We start from the raw sequence: 22822 nt of genomic DNA, 5'->3' as shown, positions 1-22822 counted from the left end.
CCCCATGAACGCAACGGAGGACCAGCCGCCCGCACCGACCGCCACCTCGATGCGGCGCGCGCTCCGCCGGGCCAGGGACGGGGTGGCGCTGGACGTGGCCGAGGCCGCGGTGCTGCTCCGGGCCAGGGGCGAGGACTTGGCGGACCTGTGCGCCACGGCGTCCCGGATCCGGGACGCCGGGCTGGCCGAGGCCGGGCGTCCGGGGGTCATCACGTACTCGAAGAAGGTGTTCATCCCGCTCACCCGCCTCTGCCGGGACCGCTGCCACTACTGCACCTTCGTCACCGTGCCCGGCAAGCTCCGCAAGGACGGTCACGGCCTCTACCTGTCGCCCGACGAGGTGCTGGAGATCGCCCGCCAGGGCGCGGCGCTGGGCTGCAAGGAGGCGCTGTTCACGCTCGGCGACCGGCCGGAGGACCGCTGGCCGGAGGCGCGCGAGTGGCTGGACGCGCACGGCTACGACGACACCCTCTCCTACCTCAGGGCGATGTCGATCCGGGTGCTGGAGGAGACCGGGCTGCTGCCCCACCTCAACCCCGGTGTGCTGAGCTGGACCGACTTCCAGCGGCTCAAGCCGGTCGCGCCCTCGATGGGCATGATGCTGGAGACCACCGCGACCCGGCTCTGGTCCGAGCCCGGCGGCCCGCACCACGGCTCGCCGGACAAGGAGCCGGCCGTCCGGCTCCGGGTGCTGGAGGACGCCGGCCGCAGCGCGGTGCCGTTCACCACCGGGGTGCTGATCGGCATCGGGGAGACGTACGAGGAGCGCGCCGACGCGCTGTTCGCGATCCGCCGGACCGCCCGCCGCTACCACGGCGTGCAGGAGGTGATCGTGCAGAACTTCCGGGCCAAGCCGGACACCGCGATGCGGGGCATGCCGGACGCCGAACTGGAGGAGCTGGCCGCCGCGATCGCGGTCACCCGGCTGGTGCTCGGCCCGTCCGCCCGGATCCAGGCGCCGCCGAACCTGGTCGACGAGCAGTACCCGCTGATCATCGGCGCGGGCATCGACGACTGGGGCGGCGTCTCCCCGCTCACCCCCGACCACGTGAACCCCGAGCGCCCCTGGCCGCAGATCGAGGAGCTGGCCGCCCGGACGGCCGCCCAGGGCTTCGCGCTGCGCGAGCGGCTGACGGTGTATCCGGAGTACCTGCTGCGCGGCGAACCGTGGCTGGACCCGCGCGTCCTGCCGCACGTCCGGGCGCTGGCCGACCCGGAGACCGGGCTGGCCCGGGCGGACGCGATGCCGGTCGGCCTGCCCTGGCAGGAGCCGGAGGACCTGCCCGCCGCCTCGGGCCGGACCGAGCTGCACGCCGAGATCGACACCGAGGGGCGGACCGGCGACCGGCGGGCCGACTTCGAGGAGGTCTACGGCGACTGGGAGGAGCTCCGGGCCCAGGTGGGTTCCACCGCGCCGGAGCGGCTCGGCGGCGACCTGCGGGAGGCCCTGTCCGTCGCGGCCGAGGACCCGACCCGGCTGACGGACGCTCAGGCGCTCGCCCTGTTCCAGGCCGACGGCGCCGTGCTGGACGCGCTCTGCGGCATCGCCGACGCGGTCCGCCGGGACACTGTGGGCGAGGAGGTCACGTACTGCGTCACCCGGAACATCAATTTCACCAACGTCTGCTACACCGGCTGCCGGTTCTGCGCCTTCGCCCAGCGGCGGACCGACGCCGACGCGTACAGCCTCTCGCTGGACCAGGTCGCCGACCGGGCCGAACAGGCCTGGGAGGTCGGGGCCACCGAGGTCTGCATGCAGGGCGGTATCCACCCCGACCTGCCGGGCACGGCGTACTTCGACATCGCGCGCGCCGTGAAGGCCCGGGTGCCCGGGATGCACGTGCACGCCTTCTCGCCGATGGAGGTGGTCAACGGAGCCACCAGGACCGGCCTCTCGATCCGCGACTGGCTGACCGAGGCCAGGGCCGCCGGACTCGACACCATCCCCGGCACGGCGGCGGAGATCCTCGACGACGAGGTCCGCTGGGTGCTGACCAAGGGCAAGCTCCCGGCCGCGACCTGGGTCGAAGTGGTCAGCACGGCACACGAGTTGGGCATCCGCTCGTCGTCCACCATGATGTACGGGCACGTGGACGGGCCGCAGCACTGGCTGGGCCACCTGCGGCTGCTGGCGCAGATCCAGCAACGGACCGGCGGCTTCACCGAGTTCGTCACGCTGCCGTTCATCCACACCAACGCCCCGGTATACCTGGCCGGGATCGCTCGGCCGGGACCCACCATGCGGGACAACCGCGCGGTGATGGCGATGGCCCGGCTGCTGCTGCACCCGCACATCCCCAACATCCAGACCAGCTGGGTGAAGCTCGGCGCCGAGGGCGCGGCCGAGATGCTCCGCTCCGGCGCCAACGACCTGGGCGGCACCCTGATGGAGGAGACCATCTCCCGGATGGCCGGCTCCGCCTACGGCAGCTACAAGTCCGTCCGCGACCTCGAGGCCATCGCCGAGGCCGCCGGCCGTCCGCACCGCCAGCGCACCACCACCTACGGCGAGGTCACGCCCGAACGCCGGGCGGCGGCGCTCGCCTCGGACGGGCACCTGCCGCAGCTGCTTCCCGTCCTGGACTGAGCCGCACGGCCCGGGGGCGTCGGGGCGGGGTTCACCGGCGGAGGTCCAAATCGGAGCGGTATTCGAATACAGTGCGGATGCGCTCCAGCCCGGCCCGTTCGGGTGGTGCGGTTCCCGTACCCGACGAAAGGTGCCGTCCGTTGATGCCACTGTGGTCACGCACGCAGCAGCAGGACTTCCGCAGCAGGGTGCGGGGCTGTCTGCTCGGCGGGGCGATCGGTGACGCGCTCGGCGCCGGCATCGAGTTCGAGTCGCTGGAGAGCATCCGCGCCGCGCACGGTCCGGCCGGGGTGACCGGGTACGTCCCCGCGTACGGCAGGCCGGGCCGGGTCACCGATGACACCCAGATGACGCTGTTCACGATGGACGGGCTGATCCGGGCGCACGTCCAACGGGACGGCGGGAGTTGGCACCCGCCGACCGACGTGCACCACGCCTACCTGCGGTGGGCAGCGACCCAGTACGACTGGGGTCCGGACGAGCGCAAGGATGACCTCGGCTGGCTCGGGCGGCAGGAGTGGCTGTACGCGCAGCGGGCCCCGGGGCAGGCCTGCCTCTCCGGGCTGACCGGTCCGGACGCGGAGCGCCCGGGGACGAGGGAGGCGCCGCGCAACCCGGAGTCGAAGGGGTGCGGCACGGTGATGCGGGCGGCGCCGTTCGGGCTGCTGACCGCCTGGGAGCCGGGCCTGGTCTTCCAACTGGCGGTCGAGTGCTCGGTGTTGACCCACGGCCATCCGACCGGCTACCTGTCGGCCGGCGCCTTCGCGGTGATCGTGCACACGGTGGCCAGGGGCGGCACCCTGGAGGAGGGCGTCCACCTGGCGCTGGCCACCCTCTCCGACCAGCCCGGCCACGAGGAGACCACCACGGCGCTGCGCAAGGCGCTGGACGCGGTACGGGCGGGGGAGCCCTCGGCCGAGCGGGTCGAGGAGCTGGGTCAGGGCTGGGTCGCCGAGGAGGCGCTGGCGATCGGGGTCTACTGCGCGCTGGTCGCGCACGACGTGAAGTCCGGTCTGCTGCTGGCGGTCAACCACTCCGGAGACAGCGACTCGACCGGCCTGGTCTGCGGGAGCCTGCTCGGCGCCCTGCACGGCGAGACGGCGCTCCCGCCCGACCTGCTGCCCGAGCTGGAGGGCCGGGGGACCATGCTGGAGCTCGCCGACGACTTCGTGCTCGAGCTGTTGCACGGTCCCGAACTGCGCGGCCCCGCCTGGTCGGAGCGCTACCCGCTCAAGTAGCCCAGGAACGGCAGAGCGGGCCGCAGGCTGCTCGCCTGCGGCCCGCCCTCCGTCGTGGCGGAGTCTCAGATCTCGCCGAAGGCGCCGGTGGCCGTGGCGGTGGCGAAGGCGGCCCAGGCCTCCTTGGTGAAGTGCAGCTGGGGGCCCTCGGGGTCCTTGGAGTCACGGACGGCGATGGTGGCGCTGCTCGGGACGGCGATCTCGACACAGGCGCCGTTGCCGCCGCTGTGGCTGCTCTTGCGCCAGGTCAGGTTGCTGGTCGACTTCGTGCTCATCTCTTGAACCCCTCTGCATAGGTGTGAATCAATGACCGGCTCTCCGCGACGCTGAGCGCTGCGGCCCGCAGGTGGTCGTACAGATTGGTATAGCGGCGGACGTCGGCCTCCTTCTCCAGGTAGAGGTCGCTCGTCACTCCTTCGAAGTAGACGACGGTCGAATCCGCCGACTCCGGAAACTCCATCAGGGAGAATGTCCCGGTCATGCCGGGGTGGGCGCCGTGCCGGAACGGGATCACCTGGAGGTTGATGTTCGGCCGCTCGCTCAACTCCAGCAGCTGGAGCAGCTGATCGGCCATCACCCGCGGGCCGCCGACCACCCGGATCAGCACGGCCTCGTCTATCACCACCCAGAGGCTGCCGAGCTGGTCCTCGCCGTATATCCGGCTCTGCCGCTTCAGCCGGACGTCCACCCGCCGCTTGATGGCGCTCACGTCGGTGTCCGGCTGGGTGCCCTCGACCACCGCCTCCGCGTACTCCCTGGTCTGCAGCAGGCCGGGGACGAAGGAGGACTCGTACGCCCGGATCGAGCTCGCCTCGGCCTCCAGGCCGATGTAGACGCTGTACGGGATGTCACCGAACTCGTGCCACCATCCGCGTTGGCGGGACTCCCTGGCCATCTCCATCAGCCCGGCCCTGATCCGCTCGTCGGCGACCTCGTAGACGTCGCAGAGGTCCCGGACGTCGCGTTGGCTGATCGAGCGGCGGCCGTTCTCCAGCCGGCTGATCTTCGACTGGGAGACCATCAGGCGGCCCGCCACCTCCTCGGCGGTCATCCCCTTCAGTTCGCGCAGACGCCGCAGTTCGGCGCCGAGCCTGCGTCGCCGAACTGTCGGATTGATGTTGGCGGACACATCGACCTCCGGCCGGACCTGTGGCGCACCGGAGAGCAGCGCGCCTCGGAAGACTGTGGAAATGGGTACCAACCCCCCTGACTTGGAGCAGCATGCCATCTTGGCTCGGTACGGCGCCGGGAATCACGGGAGCGCACTGGAACAGACCATCGGAAAACCACTCAATCGGGATCTCCGCCCTTGCGCGCCGGCGCCGGAACCGATAAGGGGGACCTCCGGGGCCCGGGAACGCCAATGGGGCGGTCGGGCCCGGCAGTTGTCTGCCGGGCCCGACCGCCCCGAAAGGGTCTTTCCGATCACCGGCGCGCACGGTCCGCCGCGCGCTCCGTTCAGCGGGCTACCGCCCGACCGGCCATCCCGTGGCCGTTGCCGCCCGCGGTCGGCCGGCTCGGCGCCGGACGCCCGGCCGGAGCCGGCCTGCTCGGTCCGGCGGTCGTCGCCGGACCACGGACCTGGTTGGGCAGCCCGTTCTGAACGTCCATCACCGCGTGCGCCACCATGCCGCCCAGCGGGTCGTACCTGATCAGGTCGCGCAGCCGGGACCGCGAGGACCTGCCCTCGTTGCCCGGATAGAGGTGCTTGCCCAGGCCGACGGCATGCGCCAGCGCGGCCAGTGCGGCCGTTCTGGGGTCCGGCGGGACACCCGTGCGGATCGCGGTGTCCAGCCGCTGCTTGATCGCGGCATTGGTGCAGTCGTCGGACGCCTGGTACCGCGTCGTCGGAAGCACACCGCACACCTGGCCCGGCACGGCGGTCACCATGCCGCACCGTTCCAGGTGCGCCAGGTAGGTCTGCCGGAGCCCCAGGCGGGGCCCGCCGATCCAGTGCGCGGCCCGCACCGGGCTGCCGCGACGGCGCAGCAGTTCCAGCGCGTGGTCCAGCGTCGGGTCACCGGTCGGTCGTGGCATCACCACGGCGATCCGGTCCCCGTCCGGGACGATCCTTCCGGCCAAGGACAGCTCGACGAGCTGTGCCCCGGCGAGTCCGAGGTCGAGGGTCTGCGGCTGCGCCGTGGTGCCCGTGGTCGGGTCCAAGGCGAGCAGCAGGAGCTCCTCGGGAATAGTTCTGCGGCTCTTGCCCATCCAAGCCTCCCCGCGTGGATGAATGACAGAGTGACGCCTCTCACAGCGGCTTGTCGAGTACGCCTCCGAATCGTGACCTAGCTGTACTCGGCCGACACGTTGATGACAGGTGGCGTCGGTACTTGATCATGGAGGGACCTCCGGGCGTAGTGGAGTTTGCCGTCTTCACTCACCTCGGAGGTCCTGGTGGCCCACGCTAATGCCCGGCTGACCTTTCACGGCAGATGCCTGCTGGTCCGCCGTGTCGTACTCGACGAACGTCCGGTCGCGCACGTCGCGAAGGAGCTCGGTGTCTCACGCCAGTGCGCCCACCGTTGGGTCAACCGGTACCGGGCGGAGGGCTGGAACGGTCTGCACGACCGGACCAGCCGCCCGCACCACTGTCCCGCACGCACCTCGCCCGCGGTCGAAAGACGCGTACTGAAGGCCCGCCACCAGTTGCGGGTGGGCCCGGGCTTCCTGGCCGAGCAGACCGGTGTCCCGGCCCGGACGGTCAGCAGGATCCTGCGCCGCCACAACGTGCCGCCACTGTCCGCCTGCGACCCGCTGACCGGTGAAGTCATCCGTGCCACCCGGGCAGGCGGGCGGCGTTACGAGCACGCCGGCCCCGGCGACATGATCCACATCGACGTCAAGAAGCTCGGGAAGATCCCGGACGGCGGCGGCCACCGCGCCCACGGCCGCGGCGAACGCCCCCGCGCCCTGCGCGGCCTGGGCTACGACTACGTCCACGCCGCCGTCGACGACCACTCCCGCCTCGCCTACGCCGAGGTCCTGCCCGACGAGAAGGGCGCCACCTGCGCCGGCTTCCTCACCCGCGCCGCCACGTTCTTCCAGGCACACGGCATCACCCGGATCGAACGCGTGATGACCGACAACGCCAAGAACTACCGGATCTCGCACGACTTCCAAGCCGCGTGCCGGGAACTCGGCGCACGCCAGAAGTTCACCCGCCCGCACTGCCCATGGACCAACGGCAAGGTCGAGCGCTTCAACCGCACCCTGCAGACCGAATGGGCCTACCGGCAGGTCTTCACCAGCAACACCCAACGCACCCGCGCACTCGCACCCTGGCTCGACTTCTACAACACTCGACGTCGACACACCGCGCTCGGCGGCCAGCCACCGATCAGCCGACTGTCACCAACCTCATGACCGAGTACACCTAGCGCCGGGGCCCTGGAACCGCCCCCCGGGGGGCCCGCGTCTGAGGCTGGGAGAGCCCCGGAAGAGGCCGGTTCGGCCGAATAGTGGCCGGTCGGGCGGGGTGTGACGGCCGTTACGGCCTTTGGTGCCGGAGACTGGACAGCTAACCGGCGAACGGAAATCGAGTTCGGCCGGTACGGCGGACGAGGAGGTTGGATCACGTGGGCGAGTCCCCCGACAAGGTGCGGCGCGACGGGGAAGGCGAGGAGGAGGTGCCGACCGACCCGGCCGGGACCGGTTCGAGCGGCTCCACCGTCCAGCTGAGGGTCCGCGATGTGGACAACCGGACCACCATGCTGAGGCTGCCGGTGGACAACGCGACCACCATGCTCCGGCTGCCCGAGGAGACCGATTCCGAGGCTGTGACCAGCCCGGACGGTCCGGACGCGGACGCGGCTGAGCCGGCCGCGAAGCCCGGGGCGGTCGATCCCCGTCTCGCGGTTCGGGACGCCAGGGACGAGGCGGACGTGGCCGAGGAGACCCCCGCCGACGCCGAGCGCGAGCCTGCGGAGGCCGCTGCGGTGGCCGAGCCCGAGGTGGCCCGCGCGAAGGCGGCGCCCGCGGCGGCCCCTGCAGAGGCCGACGCCGAGCCCGAGGAGCCCGTGGTGGCCGAGGAGCCCCCGAAGCCGCCCACGCCGGTCCGTACGGCTCCCGAGCCCGTCGCCCCGCCGGTCGCGGAGCCGCCGTCCCCGCCGACGCCGCCCGCCCCACCTGCCCCACCCGCTCAGCCCGCTCCGCCGTCGCTGCCCGAGACCACCGACGAGGCCATGGAGGTGCTGGCCGCCCTCTCCGCCCGTCCGGTCTCGCCGTTCCGACGGGCCGTCAAGCGGGCCACCGTCTGGAGCCTGTTCCTCGCGCTGCTGGTCGGTGCGGTGGTGGTCGCCCAGCTGCTCCGCCCGCTGCCCGACCCCAAGACCAAGCTCTCGCTGGCCGGTTCGTTCACCTTCACCGGAAACCCGCTCGGCATGCCCTGGCCGGCCAAGGGCCAGGCCGCCGCCGAGGTGGTCGGGGTCGGCAGCCTCGGCAGCTCGGGCCCGGAGACCCCGGCGCCGATCGCCAGCGTCACCAAGGTGATGAACGCTCACCTGATCCTCCGCGCCCACCCGCTGAAGAAGGGCGAGCCGGGCCCGGTCATCACGGTGGACCGGCAGGCTGCCGCCGAGTCCACCAACGGGGACGAGTCCCGCGCCCAGCTCACCGAAGGTCAGAAGCTCTCCGAGTTCGAGGCGCTCGAACTGCTGATGCTGCCCTCCGCCAACAACGTCGCCCGGCTGCTGGCCCGCTGGGACTCCGGCACCGAGGCGGAGTTCGTCAAGAAGATGAACGACGAGGCCAAGGCGCTCGGCATGACCAACACCACGTACGCGGACCCGGCCGGGTACAACAACGACACCAAGAGCACCGCCAAGGACCAGCTCAAGCTGGCCGGCGAGGTGATGAAGGACGACGTGTTCCGCCAGGTGGTCGCCACCCCGGACATGACCTCCAACGGCCAGCGGATCTACAACACCAACGGGCTGCTCTCCGCCAGGAACGGCGTGATCGGCGTCAAGACCGGCTCCAGCAGCCCCGCCGGGTCCTGCCTGATGTGGGCGGCGGTCAAGGAGATCGGCGGCACCAAGCGGCTGATCCTCGGCGTCACGCTGGGGCAGCCCGCGACCACGACCGACAACTTGCTGAAGGCCGCCCAGACGGTCAGTCAGAAGATCATCACCGCCGCACAGGACGGCCTGACCGGCCAGACCCTGGCCAAGCAGGGCCAGGTCGTCGGGTACGTGGACGACGGACTCGGCGGCCGGGTGCCGCTGGTCGCCACCAAGGACCTGACGGTTGCGGGCTGGTCCGGGGTCACCGCCAAGCTCACCCTGGGGGCCGACCGGCTCGGACACACCGTCAAGGCAGGCACCCAGGTCGGGACCATCACGGCCGGTGAGGGCGAAGGCAAGGTCGAGGTGCCGGTGGCCCTCCAGTCGGACCTGGCCCCGCCGTCGATCATGTCGCGCCTCCTGCGCATCGCCTAGCCAGGCACACACCAGGGGCTCGGGGCACTGTTGACGGACCGTCGCAGAGCCCCGAGCCCCTGGTGTGCTCCGACCGGGCGAGGTCAGCCCCGGCGCGCGATCAGTGGCTCCTCGGCCAGGACGCGGCCCAGCGCGATGGCCAGCGTCACCGCGGTGAAGGTCACGATCAGCCAGGACAGTGAGGTGAACACCACGCCGTACGGGCCGAACTTGGTGATGCTGCGGCTGACCGCGCCCGGCAGGTAGACCTGGGCCGCGACGCCGAGGCCGGTGCTGGCGGCGCCGGCGAGCAGGGCACCTGGGAACAGCGGGTACCAGCCGACCCGGTTGCCGAGCAGGAGGTGCTGGGTCCACCACCAGAGGGCGGTGGCGAGCAGCAGGAAGAGCGGCAGCCCCAGCCAGGCCCCGACGCCGAAGCCCTTGCGGACCGGCGACTGGAAGACCAGCACGACCAGCCAGACCACCAGCCAGACGAGCCAGCGCCAGGCGGCCACCCGGGTGCCCGACCTGGGCAGCTCCCAGCAGCGTTCGCAGACCCGCTGCATGGCCCGGCTGAGCGCGGTCGCGGAGAGCAGGGTGATTAGGGCGCCGACCAGCCCGAAGCTCTCGGCCACCTCGTCGTGGCCGGCCGACAGCAGCCCCCGGACCTCCTGCTGGGCCGCGCCCTCGATGCCGAGCTGGTCCCGGAGCGAGCTGACCACGTTGTCCCGGATGGCGGCGGGCGCGAACACGGCGACCACGAAGAGGGCGGGCAGGGCACTCAGGAAGGCCTGGGCAGCCAGCCGGGTCGCGCTGTCCAGCAGGTTGACCCGGACGAGCTGCCCGACCGCCCGGCCGAGGATCGGCACCTGGTCGGGCAGGCCCTTGGCGGTCGCGGCCAGGGCGGCGATCCTGCTCCTCACGCGAACCTCCGGGGTGGGCTGGACAGGCCCTCATCCTCGCGCCGAAGCAGCGGCCCCGCACGCGGGGCCTGAGCTGCCGTCACTTGCCCCGCAGTTTGTCGAGGCGGGCGGTGAGGCCCCAGGCGGTGACCCGCCACAGCGCCTCGACCACGATGCTCCGGCTCATCTTCGAGGCACCGAGCTCCCGCTCCACGAAGGTGATCGGCACCTCCGCCACCTTGAAACCCGCCTTGACCGTCCGCCACGCCAGATCCACCTGGAAGCAGTACCCCGCCGAAGCGACCTGGTCCATACCCAGCCCCTCCAACGTCTCCCGCCGGAACGCCCGGTACCCACCCGTCACATCCCGGATCGGCACATCCAGCATCAACCGCGAGTACAACGAACCACCCCGCGACAGCAACAGCCGCGAACGCGGCCAGTTCACCACCTCACCACCCGGCACCCACCGCGAACCCAGCACCAGATCCGCCGTCCGCAACGCCGTCAACAACCTCGGCAGCTCCTCCGGGCGGTGCGAACCGTCCGCATCCATCTCCACCAGCACCTGGTACCCCTGGTCCAGACCCCAACGGAAACCCGCCAGATAGGCCGCCCCCAGCCCCTCCTTGCCCCTGCGGTGCAACACGTGCACGTGATCATCCGCCGCCGCCAACTTGTCGGCCAGATCACCCGTACCGTCCGGACTGTTGTCGTCCGCCACCAGAACGTGCGCCTCCGGAACCGCCGCCCGCACCCGCGCGGTGATCAACTCGACGTTCTCCGCCTCGTTGTACGTCGGAATGATCACCAGCACCCCACCGAGATCGGCGAAGGAACTCTCCTGGTCAGCCGTGGTCACGTCTAAGCCTTTCTCACCAGCAGTGACACCGTCATACCCGGCAGGCGCCGGGTATCGGTGAGGACGAACGCGTACCGCAGGGCCTCGGTCTGGCCGTCCGGCAGGCCCTCGTAGGGGTCATCGCCCGTGCCGATGGTAACGAGCCAGGTCCGGGGCGCGTCACCGACGCAGCGCTGGGCCACCGGGCAGGGCACGGCGTACAGGTCCTGGGCCCGGGTGGCGTCCCGCTCCACGAACATCGGGACCGGGCGGACCGACGCCGGAAGGTAGAAGGTGACGCCCGGCTCGACCATCGCCCAGGCCTGGTCCCCGGCGGCCGTGACCAGCCCGTCGCCCGGTTGGTAGCCGGCCGCGATCACGGCGGCCGCGCCCGCGAAGTCCCGGTCGGCGTGGGCGAGCAGGGCGCGTTGCTGCTGCTGCCGGGGGGCGCCGAGCACCAGTGGGACCGCGATCAGGGACAGCGCCGCGGTGACGGCGAGCGGACGGGCCGTCAGGTGGCCCAGCAGCCCGGCCACGGCGGCGACGCCCCCGCCGGCCGCCATGGCCAGGGCGGGCACGGTGAAGAGCAGGTACCGGTTGGTGAAGTACGAGCCGCTACCCTGCGAGGCCAGCCAGACCAGCAGCACCGGCAGTGTGCCCAGCAGCAGCGCCTGCACCGCGCCCCGGGTGAACCGGGGGTGCAGCAGCGCAAGCAGGGCGAGCGCCGCGAAGACCTGCATCTCCCGAGGTGAGCCCAGCAGGTCGTGCCAGAAGTACTGCAGGTCGTGCACCGAGGGTCGGGGCACCCAGCCGAGCTGCCGGCCGACCTGCCGACCGCCGTAGACGGCCACCGGCGCGGCGGCCAGCAGCACGGCCAGTACGGCCAGCGGGAACTGCCAGAGCACCCGGGCCGCCCCGGGCTCCCGGCGGCGGCCCCACCAGTGCGCGAGCACCAGGACCAGCTGACCGGCCAGGCTGCTCAGCGAGATCAGGTGGCAGCAGCCGGCCAGCGCCATCGCCAGCGCGTACAGGGACCAGCGGCCCGCCCCGGGCCGCTCCAGCGCGCGGAGCAGCAGGCAGCAGGCCGCCGCCACCGCGCAGGTCACCAGGGCGTAGGTGCGGACCTCCTGGGCGAACCGGGAGACCAACGGGACGGTGGCGGGCAGCAGTCCGGCGGCCAGCCCGGCCGTCCGGCTGTCGAAGAGCCGTCGCGCGGTGAGCGCGGTGAAGGCGGCCGCCCCGGCCATGGCCAGGGCGGACGGCATCCGCAGGCTGAGCACCGAATCGCCGAACAGCGTGGTCCAGAAGTGCAGCAGGACGTAGTAGACGCCGTTGCTGGCGTCGACGTTCTCCAGCATCCCGACCAGGGCGCCGAGGTCGCGTGTGGCGGCGCTCCAGCTGGAGATCTCGTCCCGCCACAGCTCGGGGTGGGCGGTCCGGAGCAGACCGACCAGCAGCATGACCAGGGCGGGCCCCAACCAGACGCTGCGGAGGAGTGCGCGTACGTGACTCAAGATCTGATCTGATCATCCGGGTAAAAAGGGACAAATCAGGATTCAGACTAGCGCCCGGACGAGGCGGTCCAGAAATCGTGCCTCCGCCCTCCCGGCTGCTCAGCCGCCGCCCAGCTGCCGGTTCCGCCGCCGCCGTTCGGCGGCCCGCCGTTCGGTCGGACGGGCCGTCAGCTCTCCCAGTGCGGAGGCGATCGCCTCGGCCACCCGGTCGGCGAAGGCGAGCGGCTCCTCGGCGGCGTCCGGCCGCTCGGGGATGATCCGGTCGACCAGGCCGGCCGTCCGCAGGTCGGCGGCGCCGATGCCCTGGGACCGAGCGAGTTCGGCTGCGTGGGCGCCGTCCCGGTGCATGATCGCCGAGGCACCCTCGGGCGGTAGCGGCGCCAGCCAGCCGTGTTCGGCCGCGAGCACCCGGTCGGCGGGCAGCAGGGCCAGCGCGCCCCCGCCCGAGCCCTGTCCGAGCAGCACCGAGAGGACGGGGGTGCGTAGGGCCACCAGTGTGCTGAGGCAGCGGGCGATCTCGACTGCCAGGCCCTCGAGTTCGGCCTGAGCGGAGAGTTCGGCCCCGGTGGTGTCCACGAGGGTGACCAGCGGCAGTCCGAGCTGTTCGGCGATCCGCGCCGTCCGCCGGACGGCGCGCAGGTCGGCGGCGGTGAACGGGCGTTCGGCGCCCGGCCGTTGGCCGACCAGGACGGCGGGCTGGCCGCCGAACCTGACCAGCGCCCGGACCAACGCCACGTCCGGGGAGGCGAGTTCCACCCGGCCGGGATCCGCCGCGGCCAGCACCGCGTCCGTCCCCGGGCGCCCGGGCAGGCGGCTGCGGCCGACCGACTCCCAGGCGTCGGTGGGTGGCGGGGTGTGGGCGGGTGCCGGGGCGGGGGCCGGTCCGGCCGGGTCCGCCAGCACCGCGAGTGCCCGGTCGACCGTCCCGGCCAGCCGCTCGGGCGGGACCACGGCGTCGATCAGGCCGCGCTCGGCCAGGGTCTCGGCGCGCTGGACCTCGGCGGGCAGCTCGACGCCGCGCAGCTCCTGGTGGGCCCGGGGGCCGAGGAAGCCCAGCCGGGCCCCCGGCTCCGCCAGCACCAGGTGGCCGAGAGTGCCCCAGGAGGCGAACACGCCGCCCATGGTGGGGTTCCGCAGATAGGTCAGGTACGGCAGCCCGGCCTCCTGGTGGGCCAGCACGGCGGCGGAGATCCGCACCATGCAGAGGAAGGCCGCGGTGCCCTCCTGCATCCGGGTACCGCCGGAGACCGGCAGGGCCACCAGCGGCAGCCGCTCGGCGGTGGCCCGCTCCACCGCCCTGGTGATCCGTTCGGCCGTGGCCACCCCGATCGAGCCGCCCAGGAAGCCGAACTCCGAGACCACCACCGCCACCGGCCGCCCGGCCAGCAGGCCCCGACCGGTGGTCACCGCCTCGTCCAGGCCGGTCCGTACCCTGGCCCGCTCCAGTGCCGCGGCGTACGACGGGTCGGCCCCGTCGTACCGGACCGGCTGGTCCCAGCACGTGAAGCTCCCCGCGTCGAGCAGGAGCTCGATCATCCGATCCGCCGTCAACTCACCCTCCCCGAAAGATCCGTCACGGGCTAACCCTGCCCGATGCGGCCGCCGCCGTAGCCGGGGAGGGACGTGTTCACGATCACGGCCCGGTGGACGTCCGCCTCTCGAAGGGCACCAGGTGGACGACGGCCGGCGCGGCCCGGTCTACGCGAGGGTGATCCGGACGGCCGTGGCGGCTGCCACGCCGAGAAGTCCGCCGGCCATCACGTCGCCCGGGTAGTGGACACCCGTGTGCACCCGGGAGTACGCCACGGTGGCCGCCAGCAGGCTCAACGGCACCGCCGTCCGGGGCAGTTCGGCCCCCACCGCGACGGCGAAGGCGAACGCCGAGGCCGAGTGCCCGGACGGGAAGGAGGCCGAGGTGGGCATCCGTACGTGCCGGGCCTCCGGCACCAGCGCGCCCAGCCGGTCCGGCCGCTCCCGCCGCACCAGGTTCTTGCCCAGCAGATTGGCGGCGGCCGAGGCGACCCCGATCGCGGCCACCCCGAGCAGCGCCGCCCGCCGGGTGCGGCCGCCGCGCAGGGCCAGCAGCCCGGCCAGCGCGAAGGAGATCTTCGAATGGTTCGCGGCGTGCGAGAGCCGCCGCATCGCGCCGTCCAGCGAAGGCGTCGGGGTGATCGCGATCGCCCCGTACACCGCCCGGTCCAGGGCGGCCAGGTCCAGCACGATCGGTTCGGTCATCGGGCTACGCATCGATCGCCACTTCCCTCTTCCGTTCCAGTTCGGTCATCCTTGCGCACCGCCGCCCGAGTCAACGGCCCAGGGCGAGCCTGCCGACCCGCCGCCAGTCCCGCAGCGGGGCGACGGCCGTCGCCCCGGGGCGGTCGCGCGGCACCAGCACCCGCAGCGCCCCCGGCCGGATCTCGCACCGCACCGGCGTCGGCAGGGTGAGCGCCTCGCCGTCCACGGCCACCGGGATGGTGCCGTTGTCGGAGGTCACGGTCACCTGCCGGGCCGTCAGTACGGTCAGGCCCTGCGCCTGTTCGCCGCGCAGGGCCAGTTCGGCGGCCTGTGCCGCGCCGTCCACCCGCAGGCTCAGCACGCCCAGCGTGCCACCGTCCAGTCGGGGACGGCTGCCCGCGCCCAGCAGGTCGCCGGTCTCGTACGGGTTGTTGCTGACCAGCAGCGCCTGAGGGTCCGCCAGCCGGGTCTCGTCCGCCTGCGCGGTCAGCCGGGCGCCGGCCCGGTTGGCCAGCAGGTCGGGCAGCGCATCGAGGGCGGTGGCGGCCTTGGCGTCCCGGTACTCGGGGCTCTGCACGATCTCCGCGTACGCGCCGAAGGAGACCGTGTTGACGAACGGCCGGTCGGCCACCGACCCGAGGTCGACGCTCAGTTCGACGCCGTCGGTGAGGGCGTCCAGGCAGCGGGCCGGGTCGGACCGGTCCAGGCCGAGGTCCATCGCGAAGTGGTTTCGGGTGCCGGCCGAGATCACCAGGAAGGGCAGCCGGTGCTCGGCGGCGACCGCCGCCACCAGCGCCTGGGTGCCGTCGCCGCCCGCGACGCCGAGCAGGTCGGCGCCGTCCCTGACGGCCTGTTGGGCCAGCTCGGTGACGTCCTGGTCGGCCAGCAGCACCACCTTGGCGCCGAGCGCCTCGGCCTTCGCCACCAGGTCGAACTTCTCGACCTTGCCGCCGCCGGACTTCGGGTTCATGATCAGCACCGGCCGGGCGGGCCGCGCGGCCTGGGTCTCCGGTACGGTCCGCTCCTTGCGGTCCTGCCGCAGGGCACCCGCCGCCGTGGTCATCGCCCCCGCCCAGAGCGCCACCGCCAGCAGCGAGGCCACGCCCATCCCGCTGTCCACCAGTAAGCCCAGTACCCAGACCGGCGCGGCCACCGCGAGCACCAGCCCGAACAGCCGCGTCGCCCCGCGGTACGCCAGCCCCCACCAGACCCCGGCGGCGGCCACGCCGAGCCCGACCAGCCCGGCCACCATCACGCCGATCCCGCGCAGTCCGACCAGCGTCACCAGCACCAGCACCGCAGCCGCGGCACACCCGACCGCCAACCGTGCCAACCGCTGTGCCCGCATCGCGCCCTCCGCGTCCTCCGCGTCCTCCACCGATCGATCCATCTTCCCGGCTCCCTCCCGATCCTGCCGCAACCCCACCAGCCCCACCCACCCGCCACGACGCCGGGGTGGCACCTCGTCGGTTCCCGCCTACCCCGGATCCGGCGCGGCCTGTGGCATCGTCAGGGCTGCCGTGCCCAGGATGACCTGATGGCCCGAAACCGCCCCGACCGATCGGAACGCGATGACCGACCAGCACAACATCGTCCTGCTCGCCTTCGCCGACCCCGCCGCCTGCCGCTCCGCCCTGGCGCAGGCCGAACACCTGCCCGGCCTGCGCCAGGCCGCCGTGCTGGAACGCTCCGCGGACGGCCTGCTGGAGATGGGCGACAGCTTCGCCCGGGGCGCCGGCCTGCCGACGGTCGGCTCCGGCGTGGTCGGCGGCCTGCTCGGCCTGCTCGGCGGCCCGGTCGGCGCCTTCCTCGGCTTCGCCGCCGGGGCCGCACTCGGCAACGCCGCCGAACAGGAGCGGGGCGCCACCGGCGGCGCCGGCCTGATCGTGCTCGGCCCGAGGGTCGCGGACGGCACCGGCCTGCTCGTCCTCGACATCAAGGAGGAGTCCGCCGAGCCCGTGAACACCTTCGCCGCCGACCACGGCTCCACCGTGGAACGCCTCCCGGCCGACGACTTCGCCGAACAGGTCAGGGCCGCCGAGGAGGCCGCCGACTCCTGACCGGGGGAGGCGCCGCCGGAGCTCACACCGAGGTGCGGTCGAACAGAGGAGATCCGCGACAGTACGATCCGCTAGTCTGTCATCGGTCAGACGGTCGTCCCCACCGGGGAACGGTCGGCGGCAGCCTCTCGGCGGCCGAGCCTCATTAGCTCAGGGGATAGAGCACGGCTCTCCTAAAGCCGGTGTCGCAGGTTCGAATCCTGCATGGGGCACACCTGGCCGAAGGGCCCCGAACCACCACGGTTCGGGGCCCTTCGCAGTTGCGGGGCCGTAGCCGCCTGTCCGGGCCCGTGCCCGGCCCGGTCGCCATGACCGGCCCGCGTTCGTGACGAAGGATGGCAGCCGTATGAAGCTCCCGACTCCCCTGCACGTGATCAACGAGGGACTGGCCTTCGTCCTGGAGGTGGCGGCCCTCGCCGTGCTCGCCGGATGGGGGTGGCAGAGTGCGGAGAACACCGTGCTCCGGCTGCTGGTGGCGGTGGCCGCCCCAGGGGCGGCGGCCGTGCTGTGGGGGCTGTTCGCCGCCCCGAAGGCCCGGATTCGGGTGCCCCTGGCGGGCGTTCTGGCGGTGAAGGCGCTGGTGTTCGGCGCTGCGGCCGTTGCCCTCTACGGTATGGACCGACCTGGCTGGGGCCTGGCCTTCGCCGGCGTGGCCGTCGCCAACACCGTCCTGGCGACGCTGGACCGACAGGCCTGGATGCACCGGCAGGAAGAGGCGTTGCCCGAGGGTGGGTGAGCGGGGCGCCTCTGCAGGACGGGCCCTAGCGGCGGTGCTTGCCGCCGCCGACGGGCTGCTCCGGGTAAGGGATGCGGAGCTTGCGGGCCAGCGGCGCGACTGCCGCGCCCGCACCGAGCGGACGGGCCAGCAGGAGCACCGAGACCAGTACCGCGAGCGGGCCGACCGCCAGGGCCGCCAGCGAGGCCGGCACACCGCTGCCGAGCGCCGAGTGGAGGCGTCCGGTCAGCCAGTACGCGGCCAGTGCGCCCGGCGCGCAGGCCAGCGCCAGCGCCAGGTGCAGGGCGACCAGTCGGCCGCCGTCCAGGCCGCTGCGAATTCGGGGGCGGCGTCCGGTGCCGAGCTCCAGAGTGGCGTCGGGGGGCAGCGGGGCGGCGACGGCGGCAGCCTCACGGCGCAGCCGGCGGCCGAGCGCGCGCCCGGTGATGGCCGCGCTGATCAGCACCGCGACGGTGTGGGCGCACGCCATCCCGACGATGATCCAGCGGCTGGGCAGCACCAGGTAGGCGACCCAGGAGAGCAGCACGTTGCTGCCCGAGGTGATGGTGGTGAGCCAGAACGGGGTCCGGGCATCGCTCATCGCGTAGAAGCCGCGGGCCAGCGCGTACTGGGCGCAGAACGCGGGGAGGCCGAGCGCGAAGGCCATCAGGACCTGGGTGACCACCTCGATGTCCGCGTCCGTTACGTTCCCGTGCCCGTAGGCCAGGGCCGCGATCGGGCCGGCCAGTGACAGGAAGATCGCCGAGGCCGGGACGATCATCCCGGCCGAGCTCCGCAGGGTCTGCGCCAGCTCCCGGCCGACGTCCTCGAACCGGCCCGAGCCGACCGAGCGGGACATGCTCGGCAGGATCGCGGTGACCAGGGAGACCGTGATGATGCCCTGCGGGACGATGAAGAGCAGGTAGGCGTTGTTGTACGGGGTGTAGCCCAGGCCCTGTGTCAGCCCGTCGTGCTTGGCCAGCGAGGCGGCGCCGGTGGCCAGGTTGGTGATGGCGAGGAAGGCCAGCTGGGTGACCACCACCAGCAGCAGCGCCCAGCCGGCCGCCCGCAGCGGGGTGGTCAGACCGGAGCCGCGCCAGTCGAAGCGCGGGCGGTAGCGGAAGCCGGAGGCCCGCAGCGAGGGCACCAGGGCCAGCGCCTGCACCAGGATGCCGAAGGCGCTGCCGAGCCCGAGCAGCATGGTCGCGCCGGCGGAGAAGTCCTTGGCGTCGGTGGCGTGCACGAAGACCGCCAGGTAGAGGCTGAACACCGCGATCACGACGACGTTGTTGAGCACCGGGGCCCACATCATCGCGCCGAACCTGTCGCGGGAGTTGAGCACCTGGCCGAGCAGGCCGAAGAAGCCGTAGAACAGGATGGCCGGAAGGCAGTACCTGGCCAGCGCGATGGTCAGATCACGCTGGGCGGTGTCGCCGGGGCCGTACGGGGTGTAGCTGTCGACGATCAGCGGGGCACAGAAGAACGCCACCGCGGTGATCGCGATCAGGACGACCCCGCAGACCGTCAGGAGGCGGTTGGTGTAGGCCACACCCTTGTCCGCGTGGTGCTGCGCGGCGCGCACCAGCTCGGGGACGAACACGGAGTTGAGCACGCCGCCGATCAGCATGATGAAGATCGTGTTCGGCAGCATGGTGGCCACCGCGTAGCCGTCGGCCAGGAAGCCGGTGCCGAGCGCGGCGGTGATCACGCCGGCCCGGACGAAGCCGAGGGCGCGGGAGGTCAGTGAACCGAGCGCCATGATCATGCCGTTGCGGGCGGTCGAGCTCGGCTTGGCCGCCTCGGTGGGCGCCGCTGCCGGAGGCGCGGCCGGAGCCGGCGGGACCTCCGCGTACGGCGGCCGGGGACTCGGTACCTGCTGGCTGAGGTGCATGGTCGGTTGACCGCCGGGACCGTCGATCAGCTCGTCGTCCGTTATCTGCCGCAGCGGCATGGTGGGCGGATCGCCGTACGGGCCGGCGGGCCCGTCCGTCGTGTGCATGGTCATTCGCCCCCCGTCGCTCGGTGCCTGGGCAGTGGACGTGCGGTTGCTGTGCTGCGACTGCCCGGCCCGGTCGGGTGCAGGCACACCCGGCCGCAGCAGTCTGCCTCACCTCGGCACTCGATGGGGAGATCCGTGCCCTGTGCCCGACATCTCCCGACCTGGGAGGAGGTGCGCCGAATCCGGTCCTGGCCTGCCGCGAACGGGGTGGTTGGTCCCGATTTTTCCAGTGCGCACAGGGACTGTTCGCGTTGACGGATCCCTGTCCCTTCCCTTCGGACGCGCCGCCCGAACGGAGATGTGATGCTTCTCACTGACCGTCAGCTCGGCGGCCGGGCGCCCGGAGTGGCCCGGTGGCGGGGCCGGAGTCCGGCTCGAAGCCCGGCTCGAGCGGCTCGAACGGCCCGGATGGATCGAACGGGTCCAACGGGTCCACCCCCGGAGTGTCGGTCGCCAGTACGCGCTGGATCCGTGGCCTGGTCCGCCAGTCCACCCGGCGGACGTCCCGGGACAGCGCGCCGGGCTGCCAGAGCTCGACCGCGAGCGTGACGGTGCTGACGATCAGGGCAGCGGCCAGCCAGCCGGCCAGCACGTCGCTCGGCCAGTGCGTGGCGAGCGCGATCCTGGTCCAGCCGATCGCGAGCACCGTGAGTGCGGCGAAGGTGCAGGAGACCACGCGGCCGGCCCGGTTGGCCCGGGGCCAGACCAGGATCACCAGGGCGGCGCAGGTGATGGCGGAGGCGAGGGCATGGCCGGACGGGAACGAGAACCCGTTGGTCTGCGCGACCGAGTCGGGGAAGCGCGGGCGCTCCCGGCCCACGATGTTCTTGCCGGACCAGCCGGCCAGCCAGCCGGTCAGTATCAGGGTGGCCGCCCAGCCGCCGAGAGTGCGGGCGCCGATCGCCCAGAGCCAGACCGCCGCCAGCCCGAGGAGGGCCCGCATGGTGGTGGTGCCGCCGATGTCGGCGAGCGTCTGCATGGCCGCCGTCCAGACGTTGTGCCGGACCGCGTAGCCGTGCAGGGAGCTCACCCAGCCGTGGTCCAGCCGGGCCAGCGGGCCCCAGTGAGACGTCACCAGGGCCAGCAGGACCCCGAGCAGCGCGGCGGAGCCGAATGCCACGGCCGAGCAGATCAGCAGCTGCTGGCGGCGTCGGGCGGCCCTGGAGGCGGAGGCGGCCGGCCCGGGATCGGCGGGAGCGCCGTCGTTGGGCGGGTACATGACTGACACCTTCCCAGGGTCGGTGGTTGATTCCGCCCCGGAGTGATCGCGATTTGGCATCGTTTGTGGGGAGAAGCTGCGGATGGGAGCCGTCGTTCGTTGACCAAGTACCGGGAGGTGCAACCGGCACCGGCCGTGGTCGCCCCGTCGCAGCCCGTTCATGATCGCGGGGAAAAGTCGCAGGATACTGCATCGAGGGAAGAAACTGGGCGAGTTGGGAATGTTGTCCGGATTCTGTGCGTTGGATCGTTACGTGTGAGCCTCCGTGAGGCCCGCATCTCTTTGCCCCGGCCCAGGCTCGCCTGGCGGGGCGGGATCCGATGACCGGCACCAGCAGCAAGGGAGCAAGCATGGCCACTCGTGCCGTCGTTCGCGACAGGGCCGACCGGACTCGCGCCGCCCGCCCGAACAACCTTGAGGCCGACCGTGACCTCGTCGGCATGTACCTCGACGAGATCGCCCGGACACCGCTGCTCGACGCTGCGGAGGAGGTCGAGCTCTCGCTGCGGATCGAGGCCGGTGTCTACGCCCAGCACCTGCTGGACCAGGCGACGCTTCCCAAGGGTGCGAAGCGGGAGGAGCTGGAGGCGATAGCCGAGGACGCCGAGCGGGCCAAGGACGTCTTCATCAGGTCGAACCTCCGGCTGGTGGTGGCGGTGGCCCGGCGCTACCCGCGCAGCGGTCTCCCGCTGCTCGACCTGATCCAGGAGGGCAACGCCGGTCTGGTCCGGGCGGTCGAGAAGTTCGACTACGCGAAGGGGTTCAAGTTCTCCACGTACGCGACCTGGTGGATCCGGCAGGCGATCACCCGGTCGATCGCCGACCAGTCGCGCACCATCCGGCTCCCCGTCCACCTGGTGGAGGAGCTGGGGCGGATCCGGCGGGTGCAGCGGGAGAAGGCGAAGGAGCTCGGGCGCGAGCCCGACCCGGCGGAGGTGGCCGCCGAGCTGGACACCACCGAGCAGCGCGTCAAGGACGTGCTGGACTGGGCCCGGGACCCGGTCAGTCTGAACATGGCGGTGGACGACGAGGGCGAGACCCAGTTCGGTGACCTGGTCGAGGACACCGGCGCCGTCTCGCCGGAGGACGCCGTGATGGTGATGCTCCGTCGGGAGGAGCTGGACGATCTGATCGGCCGGCTGGACGACCGCACCGCCTCGATCATCCGGTCCCGGTACGGGATGGAGGACGGCCGCGAGCGGACGCTCACCGAGGTGGGCAAGCAGCACGGGCTGACCCGGGAGCGGATCCGGCAGATCGAGAAGCACGCCCTGGCGGAGCTCAAGAAGATCGCCGACCACGCGGGCTTCGAGGCGGCCTGAGCCGGCTCGGCGTCTGAACGGACCCTGCGGGGGCTTCGGCCCCGGCGGGGTCCGTCGCCGTTGCGGCCTAGGCTTGGGGAATCGGTCGGCGGATCGGTCGGGGAAGTGAGAGGGACGAGAGGGAGTGGACGCGGTGCCGGAGCAGCAGCCCGAGCAGCAGGCGAAGGAGCCGAAGCGGAAGCCGAAGCTGGTCTTCGAGGACCCCTTCGACCGGCAGACCAGTGACGACACGGACCAGGGCTGGGGCGGCGCGGGGGAGAGCTCGGGGCGCGGGATCGACTGGTACCGGAGTCAGCGGCCGCCGCACCACGGGGAGTAGCGGGACGGCGGCCGGTGCGGGCGGGCCCGGGTGGGTCAGCGCTGGCGGACCAGGGCGTCGCGGATCTCGGTGAGCAGTTCGACCTCCCTTGCCTCCGCCTCGGCGGCCTCCTCGACGGGACTCTTGCGCTTGGCCATCATGTGCTTCATCGGGACGATCAGCACGAAGTAGACCACCGCTGCGGTGATCACGAAGGTGAGCAGGGCGCTGAGCACCGAGCCCCACAGGATGAAGATGCCGGAGGTGACCTTCCCGTCGGCGTCCACCTCGCAGGGGCCCTTCAGGCAGGACGAGTAGGACGCCAGGTCCTTGGTGCCGAACACCCCGACCAATGGGTTGATGACCCCTTCGACGAAGGCATTGATGACCTTGGTGAAGGCCGCGCCGACGACGAAGGCGACGGCGAGCTCGATGACATTGCCGCGGAGGAGGAATTCCTTGAAGCCCTTCATGC

The 22822-nt window shown here is 72.3% G+C and carries 20 protein-coding genes and 1 tRNA gene; 9 read left to right on the top strand and 12 right to left on the bottom strand.

Going from position 1 to position 22822, the window contains the following annotated elements; translation table 11 throughout:
• The first annotated feature begins 4 nt into the window (after positions 1-4).
• On the top strand, positions 5-2587 hold the full coding sequence (locus ACKUU6_RS13930; RefSeq protein ID WP_407988839.1) for a bifunctional FO biosynthesis protein CofGH: 2583 nt from the start codon (positions 5-7) through the stop codon (positions 2585-2587).
• A 143-nt stretch (positions 2588-2730) separates the two neighbouring features.
• Positions 2731-3825, top strand: coding sequence for an ADP-ribosylglycohydrolase family protein (locus ACKUU6_RS13925; RefSeq protein WP_407988838.1), 1095 nt, complete (start codon positions 2731-2733; stop codon positions 3823-3825).
• A gap of 65 nt (positions 3826-3890) precedes the next feature.
• On the opposite strand, the gene ACKUU6_RS13920 is transcribed toward ACKUU6_RS13925, so the two are convergent.
• The 3 genes from ACKUU6_RS13920 to ACKUU6_RS13910 form a co-directional block, all read right to left on the bottom strand.
• A complete protein-coding gene (locus ACKUU6_RS13920) occupies positions 3891-4100 on the bottom strand; it encodes a DUF397 domain-containing protein (RefSeq protein WP_407988837.1) in 210 nt (69 codons plus the stop codon).
• Positions 4097-4954, bottom strand: coding sequence for a helix-turn-helix domain-containing protein (locus tag ACKUU6_RS13915; protein WP_407988836.1), 858 nt, complete (start codon positions 4952-4954; stop codon positions 4097-4099). Before ACKUU6_RS13915 ends, ACKUU6_RS13920 begins: the two co-directional genes overlap by 4 nt.
• A gap of 329 nt (positions 4955-5283) precedes the next feature.
• Entirely contained in the window at positions 5284-6036 is a 753-nt protein-coding gene (locus tag ACKUU6_RS13910) for a GOLPH3/VPS74 family protein (protein ID WP_407988835.1), read from the bottom strand.
• A gap of 186 nt (positions 6037-6222) precedes the next feature.
• Here ACKUU6_RS13910 and ACKUU6_RS13905 point away from each other — a divergent pair, with 186 nt between their 5' ends.
• Together ACKUU6_RS13905 and ACKUU6_RS13900 are read left to right on the top strand one after the other, a co-directional pair.
• Positions 6223-7191 (top strand): IS481 family transposase, encoded by a 969-nt coding sequence (locus ACKUU6_RS13905; RefSeq protein WP_407988834.1) that lies wholly within the window; start codon positions 6223-6225, stop codon positions 7189-7191.
• A gap of 212 nt (positions 7192-7403) precedes the next feature.
• Positions 7404-9263, top strand: coding sequence for a D-alanyl-D-alanine carboxypeptidase (locus ACKUU6_RS13900; protein ID WP_407988833.1), 1860 nt, complete (start codon positions 7404-7406; stop codon positions 9261-9263).
• Positions 9264-9346: 83 nt separating this feature from the next.
• On the opposite strand, the gene ACKUU6_RS13895 is transcribed toward ACKUU6_RS13900, so the two are convergent.
• The 6 genes from ACKUU6_RS13895 to ACKUU6_RS13870 all read right to left on the bottom strand — a co-directional run bounded on the left by ACKUU6_RS13895 (position 9347) and on the right by ACKUU6_RS13870 (position 16124).
• Positions 9347-10165 (bottom strand): YhjD/YihY/BrkB family envelope integrity protein, encoded by an 819-nt coding sequence (locus ACKUU6_RS13895; RefSeq protein WP_407988832.1) that lies wholly within the window; start codon positions 10163-10165, stop codon positions 9347-9349.
• Positions 10166-10244: 79 nt separating this feature from the next.
• Positions 10245-11006, bottom strand: coding sequence for a polyprenol monophosphomannose synthase (locus ACKUU6_RS13890; RefSeq protein ID WP_407988831.1), 762 nt, complete (start codon positions 11004-11006; stop codon positions 10245-10247).
• 2 nt (positions 11007-11008) lie between these two features.
• Positions 11009-12499 (bottom strand): glycosyltransferase family 39 protein, encoded by a 1491-nt coding sequence (locus ACKUU6_RS13885; protein ID WP_407988830.1) that lies wholly within the window; start codon positions 12497-12499, stop codon positions 11009-11011.
• Between the two features lie 99 nt (positions 12500-12598).
• The gene (locus ACKUU6_RS13880; protein WP_407988829.1) at positions 12599-14050 is read right to left on the bottom strand and encodes a carboxyl transferase domain-containing protein; all 1452 of its coding nucleotides are present in this window, start codon (positions 14048-14050) and stop codon (positions 12599-12601) included.
• Positions 14051-14197: 147 nt separating this feature from the next.
• Entirely contained in the window at positions 14198-14734 is a 537-nt protein-coding gene (locus tag ACKUU6_RS13875; protein ID WP_407988828.1) for a phosphatase PAP2 family protein, read from the bottom strand.
• Positions 14735-14804: 70 nt separating this feature from the next.
• Positions 14805-16124, bottom strand: coding sequence for a diacylglycerol/lipid kinase family protein (locus tag ACKUU6_RS13870; RefSeq protein ID WP_407988827.1), 1320 nt, complete (start codon positions 16122-16124; stop codon positions 14805-14807).
• A 181-nt stretch (positions 16125-16305) separates the two neighbouring features.
• Here ACKUU6_RS13870 and ACKUU6_RS13865 point away from each other — a divergent pair, with 181 nt between their 5' ends.
• From ACKUU6_RS13865 to ACKUU6_RS13855, 3 genes are all read left to right on the top strand, one after another.
• Complete coding sequence (locus ACKUU6_RS13865) at positions 16306-16794, top strand: hypothetical protein (RefSeq protein ID WP_407988825.1); 489 nt, start codon at positions 16306-16308, stop codon at positions 16792-16794.
• Between the two features lie 139 nt (positions 16795-16933).
• Positions 16934-17006, top strand: a tRNA-Arg gene (locus ACKUU6_RS13860).
• Between the two features lie 134 nt (positions 17007-17140).
• Complete coding sequence (locus ACKUU6_RS13855; RefSeq protein WP_407988824.1) at positions 17141-17530, top strand: YrdB family protein; 390 nt, start codon at positions 17141-17143, stop codon at positions 17528-17530.
• A 25-nt stretch (positions 17531-17555) separates the two neighbouring features.
• Here ACKUU6_RS13855 and murJ read toward each other — a convergent pair whose 3' ends face one another.
• Together murJ and ACKUU6_RS13845 are read right to left on the bottom strand one after the other, a co-directional pair.
• Positions 17556-19514, bottom strand: a complete 1959-nt coding sequence (murJ, locus tag ACKUU6_RS13850; protein ID WP_407988823.1) for a murein biosynthesis integral membrane protein MurJ — start codon at positions 19512-19514, stop codon at positions 17556-17558.
• Between the two features lie 304 nt (positions 19515-19818).
• Positions 19819-20727 carry a phosphatase PAP2 family protein gene (locus ACKUU6_RS13845; protein ID WP_407988822.1) on the bottom strand — a complete coding sequence of 303 codons (909 nt, stop codon included), beginning with the start codon at positions 20725-20727 and terminating at the stop codon, positions 19819-19821.
• Between the two features lie 350 nt (positions 20728-21077).
• On the opposite strand from ACKUU6_RS13845, the gene ACKUU6_RS13840 reads away from it, so the two are divergent.
• Positions 21078-22049 (top strand): sigma-70 family RNA polymerase sigma factor, encoded by a 972-nt coding sequence (locus ACKUU6_RS13840; RefSeq protein ID WP_407988821.1) that lies wholly within the window; start codon positions 21078-21080, stop codon positions 22047-22049.
• A gap of 133 nt (positions 22050-22182) precedes the next feature.
• Positions 22183-22368, top strand: coding sequence for a hypothetical protein (locus tag ACKUU6_RS13835; protein WP_407988820.1), 186 nt, complete (start codon positions 22183-22185; stop codon positions 22366-22368).
• A 35-nt stretch (positions 22369-22403) separates the two neighbouring features.
• On the opposite strand, the gene mscL is transcribed toward ACKUU6_RS13835, so the two are convergent.
• Entirely contained in the window at positions 22404-22820 is a 417-nt protein-coding gene (mscL, locus tag ACKUU6_RS13830) for a large conductance mechanosensitive channel protein MscL (protein ID WP_407988819.1), read from the bottom strand.
• Between the last annotated feature and the right edge of the window lie 2 nt (positions 22821-22822).

Source organism: Kitasatospora sp. CMC57 (assembly GCF_045866025.2).
Taxonomy (GTDB): Bacteria; Actinomycetota; Actinomycetes; order Streptomycetales; family Streptomycetaceae; genus Kitasatospora.
Note: the sequence above shows the minus strand (reverse complement) of the source record. Positions and strands in the feature narration are given on the sequence as shown.